Source organism: Pedobacter sp. 01N416, assembly GCF_056399685.1.
Map to the genome: position 1 here is coordinate 1 of NZ_JBFTRT010000329.1, position 5,554 is coordinate 5,554.

Annotated in this window: 9 protein-coding genes; all 9 read left to right on the forward strand. The window is 42.5% G+C overall.

All coding sequences use genetic code 11. The features are described from left to right. The coding region (locus tag AC1DND_RS17660; RefSeq protein WP_477583594.1) for a plasmid mobilization protein at positions 1–445 on the forward strand (445 nt) is incomplete at its 5' end. A 263-nt stretch (positions 446–708) separates the two neighbouring features. Beyond that, positions 709–1,836, forward strand: coding sequence for a relaxase/mobilization nuclease domain-containing protein (locus AC1DND_RS17665; RefSeq protein WP_477583595.1), 1,128 nt, complete (start codon positions 709–711; stop codon positions 1,834–1,836). A gap of 19 nt (positions 1,837–1,855) precedes the next feature. Next, positions 1,856–2,494: a ParA family protein gene (locus AC1DND_RS17670; protein WP_477583597.1), complete on the forward strand. Its 639-nt coding sequence runs from the start codon at positions 1,856–1,858 to the stop codon at positions 2,492–2,494. Between the two features lie 9 nt (positions 2,495–2,503). Further along, positions 2,504–2,860 (forward strand): hypothetical protein, encoded by a 357-nt coding sequence (locus AC1DND_RS17675; protein WP_477583599.1) that lies wholly within the window; start codon positions 2,504–2,506, stop codon positions 2,858–2,860. Then, positions 2,857–3,174, forward strand: coding sequence for a hypothetical protein (locus tag AC1DND_RS17680; RefSeq protein ID WP_477583601.1), 318 nt, complete (start codon positions 2,857–2,859; stop codon positions 3,172–3,174). Before AC1DND_RS17675 ends, AC1DND_RS17680 begins: the two co-directional genes overlap by 4 nt. Positions 3,175–3,176: 2 nt before the next feature. Continuing rightward, entirely contained in the window at positions 3,177–3,473 is a 297-nt protein-coding gene (locus tag AC1DND_RS17685) for a DUF4134 family protein (RefSeq protein WP_477583602.1), read from the forward strand. A gap of 67 nt (positions 3,474–3,540) precedes the next feature. Then, positions 3,541–3,849, forward strand: a complete 309-nt coding sequence (locus AC1DND_RS17690) for a DUF4134 domain-containing protein (protein ID WP_477583604.1) — start codon at positions 3,541–3,543, stop codon at positions 3,847–3,849. A 44-nt stretch (positions 3,850–3,893) separates the two neighbouring features. Then, positions 3,894–4,160, forward strand: a complete 267-nt coding sequence (locus AC1DND_RS17695) for a plasmid transfer protein (protein WP_477583606.1) — start codon at positions 3,894–3,896, stop codon at positions 4,158–4,160. Beyond that, positions 4,138–5,554, forward strand: a 1,417-nt coding sequence (locus tag AC1DND_RS17700) for a TraG/VirB4 family ATPase (RefSeq protein ID WP_477583608.1), incomplete at its 3' end; no start/stop codon positions are given. The genes AC1DND_RS17695 and AC1DND_RS17700, both read left to right, overlap by 23 nt.

The window sequence follows — 5,554 nt, forward strand, 5'->3', positions numbered from 1 at the left end:
TTTGGGGATGGAGAAAACTCGCAACTCGTTTTCTCTTTTAGATGATTTTGGAATGGAAGAAAAGAAAAAGCGGCTCGGACGGCCCTATCTGAAAAGTGGTAAGAAAACCAGAAGGATAGGTGCACGTTTTTCGGAGGAGGAATTTAACACCATTATCTCTCTGGAAAAGCTTCTTGGACTGAAAAGAAGTGATATTGTTAGAAAAAGAATGCTCGATATTAACCTGCAGTTGGTTTTTGATGGACGTTCAGTCCTGAACAGCATTGACCAGATAGGGCTTGAGCTTTCCAGAACCGGAAATAATATTAATCAGCTGGCGAGATATGCGAATATACTGAATAAGCAGGGTGTATTGTCTCCGGTAATTTTCACACGGTATTGTAAGGAACTTGATAAACATTCGCTGCTTTTAAAAAATCTCAACATGGAAATAAAAAGGTGTTAAAGTTACTGGGTGGCTAAACGGACATTCTGTTATGCAGTAGCTGTATAACCTGAAAACTGGTTACAATGTTATGCTGTTTGTAAGTTTACAATGAACTGGATAACCAGTTCATCAGCTACTTGGAATCCTTGTTTCGATTGTAGCTCAATAGCAAGATATGCCGCTACAGGGTTTTTAATGAAACTGTATCACAATAATACCAATGATCTTGTTTCACTGTAATCTTATTTTTTACGGAGCTGGTTGCAAAGTCACGCAGTTATATGATTGTTAAGATACTCAGTTCTTCAGCAACTTTTGCCGGAGTAAGATATAACCATGAGAAGATGCAGTCCGGAAAAGGGGAGCTTCTGAAGGTACGGAATTTCGGGGGCCTGATGGGGTTGGCTAAAATTGGCCCACAGGATTATATCAATTACCTGAAGGCGGTATCAGCTGTGAACAAAAGGGTAATTAAGCCACAATTCCATGCGGTGATTTCTGCGAAGGGCAGAGCAGTTTCAAAAGAAGAACTTTTGAGTACTGCTGAAAAGTGGTTGATGGAAATGGGTTATGCTGAAAATCCATATCTGGTGATCTTTCACAAGGATACTGGAAATAACCATGTGCATATTGTATCGACAAGGGTCAATAAGAATGGGGAAAAGATATCTTCCGCCTTTGAAAAGCTCCGGTCAGTTAGGGCGCTTTCTACAGTAATGCAACGTGAAAAAGCTGATACGACTAAGCTTGATAAGTTGCTTCGCTACAATTTTAGCACTCTCGCACAGGTGCGTACCCTGTTGGAAAGATCAGGTTTTGATGTTCGTTTTGAAAAGGGAAATATGGAAGTATCCCATTGTGGAAAGTCGGTTTCAACCTTAAGGACAATAGATCTTGAATCTAAGTTTGGGGAACAGGGCAAGGATAAAAACCGGTGCAGGCAGCTGCGAGGTGTTTTTATTAAAATCTTAACTGATCGGTTATCTAATGAGAATCTGGTATTTTCAAAAGCCGATCTGGAATCAGAATTGCAACAGTTTTCCAAGATGGTCAAGAAAAAAACTGGTGCGGAACTAGTTTTCCACAGCAAGGATAATAAAATGCCCTATGGTTATACCATCATCGACCATTCTGGTAAAGCCGTGATGAAAGGCTCAGAGGTTATGCCGCTACGTGATGTTTTTGCCTATTTAAATTTTGACCGTCAAAATGATAATCGTGCTCAAGCTTACAGAATATCATATGCAGATCCCGCCGTTGAGGTCAATTATATTCTTTCTGAACTTGATGGATCCGGTTTCTACCAAAATCCAGTTAGGGCGCTTGAGCTTCAGGAGGATATTGATGATGAGGCTATCCTAGGTCGCAACCGTCAGCGCAAGGGTAAAGCCCGTACAAATACCCGTTAAATTTTAAACCTTTTTTATTATGCTTATTATTATTGGAAACCAAAAGGGAGGGGCGGGGAAAAGTACGCTCACCCTTTTATTGGCCAACTTTTTAACGCTGGTCAAAAAACGGAAGGTGACCGTTATCGATATGGACTATCAGCAGTCGCTTGCCCAGAAATATGAAAAGGCCAAATTGGCTGAAACCCCTGAACATTATGAGATTATTGCTGCAGGACTGGAACATTTTCCTTCCATGTATACTGTTCTCAGCCAGAGCAGTGAACACATTGTGATCATAGATCTGCCGGGAAAACTGGATGATGACGGGCTTATTCCTGTATTCATTTCAGCAGATCTGGTACTCTGCCCGTTTTCTTATGACGAGTTTAGTTTCGATTCAACCGTTCTTTTTTCGGTCGTGTTAAAAAAGATCAATCCATCGGGACACCTAGTCTTTATCCCAAACCGGGTCAAGGGAAATGTAAGGTACGATACGGCAGCGGAAGTGGAGGAGCAGCTTTCAAAGTTCGGAAAAATTACTGCTCCGATTTCAGACCGTGTGGATTTCCAGCGGACCGATACCGCTCAAACGCCTTTATCCCTTTTTCCGGTGATTATCCCTGTATTTGATCAGATCTATGCTGATCATATCGAAACCACTGCACCTGTACCCTAATAGCAATTTATGAAAGTAGAGATCAAAACCCTGGCCGATGAAATCAGAAAGAGCATCAGGCCGCCAGAAATTGTCCCCACCAACAAGGACCCCGTTACGCATGGAAAAAGTGTTGGCATATCAAATAAGGGAGGTGATAAGGAGCCGGACATCATCACTTTGATAAGAGACTTTGATTGTTCCGGTAACACCCATATGCTCCATCCCAGACTGAACAACAGAACAGTACAGCTGCTCAATAGGCTAAAGCTGGCTTCGGGCCTGGATATGAACCGGGTAATTGCTTTTGCCCTGCACCAGCTTTTTGAGCAGCATCCCGAAATTAAGAAGTTTATTAAGACATCATTAGAAAATTTTGAACTATGAGCTGGATACAATTCCTATCCTGGATGCTATGCATCTACGCATTTTATTATTCAGGGCTTATCGCTTTCGATCTTTCAAGGATCAGAAAGCAGGTCTATACGGCAAACGAAAATGAGACCACAGTAGTTATTGATCTTCCCGAGCCTGAAAAGGTTTCGCTCAAAGAAATCGAAGATGAAGAGATTGATTACTTTCTCGATGATGGGGAACTGGAGGAGCCCCCGATCGTATTTTCTGGAGGGGTTTCCATCAAAGAACTGTTTGCCCTGGCCCGATCAGAAACTATAGAGTACACTTCCTCGGTTTCGTTCTAGCGATGAAAGTAAGATGTTTGATGTTCATGGTCATCTGTTCGCTGACCTGGACTGCCGCTGACGCCCAGCCTGGAATTTCGGAGATGCAGCAGGCTCGAAGCTTTATCAGGGAATCATTTTTCTCTATGAGAGACCTRTCTCTTGTATTGGCTGCACTTATTTCCATTATTGGCGCAATCCATGTGTACCATAAAATGCAGATGGGCAAAGATGTAAGTGCCGATATTCCAGCTTGGTTTTTTTCTGCCCTATTTATCATCGTCATCCATATCGTGCTGGTGCATGTCTTCGGACTCTGAGCCGCTATTTCTAACCGCTGAAGGTGGTTTTTTTTATTTCTTACCAATTTATTTAAATCCCAATCGAATGAAAAATATCAAAAATTTAAGGTTTATCATTTTTTTTTACCTGTGTACAATTAATGGATACATTATGGCACAAAGCGGGGTAAACGGCCTGAATACTGCTACCAGTACGCTTAAGACCTATGTAGATCCGGCTACCAATATTGCATTGGTGATCGGTGGACTGGTCGGCATCGTTGGTGGTATCCGGGTGTATTCCAAATGGAACAGCGGAGATCAGGATATCAACAAGGAACTGATGGGCTGGGGAGGTTCCTGTCTCTTTCTAGTACTCTCGTCCCTTATCGTTAAAGCTTTCTTTGGACTATAGCTATGGAGGGGTTTTTTCCAGTTTACAGAGGCCTACAGCGACCATTGACCTATAAAGGTTTTAAAGGCCGTTTTATTTATTGGGGCGTAGGTATCCTGTTGCTTTCGTTGGTTACAGGTGCGCTGACCATGGCGCTCATCAATATGTATGTAGGAGCGGTGATTATGATCTCGCTGATCATCGGTGGCTTTTTTTACATCGGGATGTGTCAAAAAAGGGGATTGCACAACAAGACCCGTTCTTTTKGGATCTATCTTCAGACCAACCGTCTCTCAAAAATCAATCTTTATGGTAAGACAAAAAGAATTTAGGATACCCTATCTGGGCATTGATATAGATGCAGAACTGGATATTTTATATGGGCTGAACGGTGAATTTTCTGTACTGATCGATATTACCAATCCCGTGCTCAGGTTTGGAGGTGATCATGGAGCTTATGATAATTTTCATGAACTTTTCGCTAATCTGTCCAGGGTTATTGGCGAAGGTCATATCATTCAGAAGCAGGATATCATCTATAAGGCTGAATACCAGTATAAGGTCGCAGATGAATATCTACAGGACAGTTATAATAAACATTTTGAGGGCAGACCGTATGTAAAACTCCAGACGGTACTGACCATTACCAGGCAGGTAAAAAAAGGGGCATTTTTTGTGCACGATAAGAAATCGCTTGCTGAGTTTAAGACAACTGTTGTCAAGGTTATTGGGCTGCTGGGCAATTACGGAATGGAGCCAAGGGCACTGAGGGAAAGAGAGATCAACCTATTTATCATGAGGATTATGTCCATGCAGTTTGGTGAGGAAAGCGTTTCATTGGACAATTATCACCCCACTGATACCGAGGTAAATGTCGGAACCCGCTCTTTCCGTTCCATACCGTTGATCAATATCGATCAGGTGGATCTTCCTGCCATGCTTCCAACATCGGTAAGGCTATCGGACAAAGAAAGTCTTAAGGGATTTCCTACTGATATGCTTTCGTTTCTTTTTAAAGTACCGGACTGTTCCTCCATTCTGTATAACCAGATTATCGAAATTCCTTCGCAGACCATGACGGTCAGGCAGATGGAACTTAAACGGAAACGGCATAGTGGAATACCCGATCCTGCAAACAATCTGTGTGTGGAGGATATTTCTTTATTACTGGATGAAGTGGCGAGGGACGGCAGGTTACTGATAAACGCACATTTTAATATTATTGTATGTGCAGAAAAGTCATTGCTCAACACGGCTTATAACTATATTGAAAGCGCGCTGTTCCGGACCGGGATTATCCCTAGCAGGAATGCCTACAACCAGCTGGAATTATTCAGGACGGCACTACCCGGCAATGCTGCTGAACTCAGGAAGTATGACTGGTTTCTGACCACTGCCGAAGCCGCTATATGTCTTTTACTAAAAGAAAGCCTCCCAAAAGATGAGCAATCAGGATTTCTCGTCCGTTTTACTGATAGGTGTGGAATCCCAATCGCTATTGATCTTGCGGATCTGCCGATGTCTTCTGGAAGGATCACGAACCGGAATAAATTCGTTCTTGGTCCATCTGGCACTGGTAAGTCCTTTTTCATGAATTCCCTGATGGAACAGTATCTGTTATATAATATGGATACCGTGGTCATTGATACAGGTCATTCCTATTCAGGGCTGTGCCATTATGTCGGTGGCAGGTATATCACCTATAGCGATGATAGTCCAATTACGA

Bases quoted from the DNA above. Each gene is read 5' to 3' on its own strand.
- AC1DND_RS17665 (WP_477583595.1), top strand. From the start codon at position 709: ATGATTGTTAAGATACTCAGTTCTTCAGCAACTTTTGCCGGAGTAAGA.
- AC1DND_RS17670 (WP_477583597.1), top strand. From the start codon at position 1,856: ATGCTTATTATTATTGGAAACCAAAAGGGAGGGGCGGGGAAAAGTACG.
- AC1DND_RS17675 (WP_477583599.1), top strand. From the start codon at position 2,504: ATGAAAGTAGAGATCAAAACCCTGGCCGATGAAATCAGAAAGAGCATC.
- AC1DND_RS17680 (WP_477583601.1), top strand. From the start codon at position 2,857: ATGAGCTGGATACAATTCCTATCCTGGATGCTATGCATCTACGCATTT.
- AC1DND_RS17690 (WP_477583604.1), top strand. From the start codon at position 3,541: ATGAAAAATATCAAAAATTTAAGGTTTATCATTTTTTTTTACCTGTGT.